Source organism: Methanosarcina spelaei (assembly GCF_002287235.1).
Lineage (GTDB): Archaea > Halobacteriota > Methanosarcinia > Methanosarcinales > Methanosarcinaceae > Methanosarcina > Methanosarcina spelaei.
Genome location: NZ_LMVP01000482.1, coordinates 1 through 242 on the forward strand (window position 1 = coordinate 1; position 242 = coordinate 242).

Here is a 242-nt window from a genome sequence, read left to right on the forward strand (position 1 = left end):
CTAGGTATGATATTCAGGGAAAGAATTGTATTACGGAGAAAGATGCAATTAGAATAAAAAATGAGCTTGAAATCAATGGAAAAATTTTAACTGTAATGCCTGATTATATTAAATATTAAGTATTTTTAAGAGACAATGGAAAATATACAAGACCTATAAAACTGCTATTCTTGAGGAATTGTTGAATACAATTAATACCAAAATATAACTTTTTATTGTGCGTATTATAAAAATTAAACTAT

General features: G+C 24.4%; 1 protein-coding gene. It reads left to right on the forward strand.

The annotated features are described in order from the left end of the window. The coding region (locus ASJ81_RS22335) for a UPF0228 family protein (protein WP_170943372.1) at nt 1-119 on the forward strand (119 nt) is incomplete at its 5' end. Nucleotides 120-242: the final 123 nt, after the last annotated feature.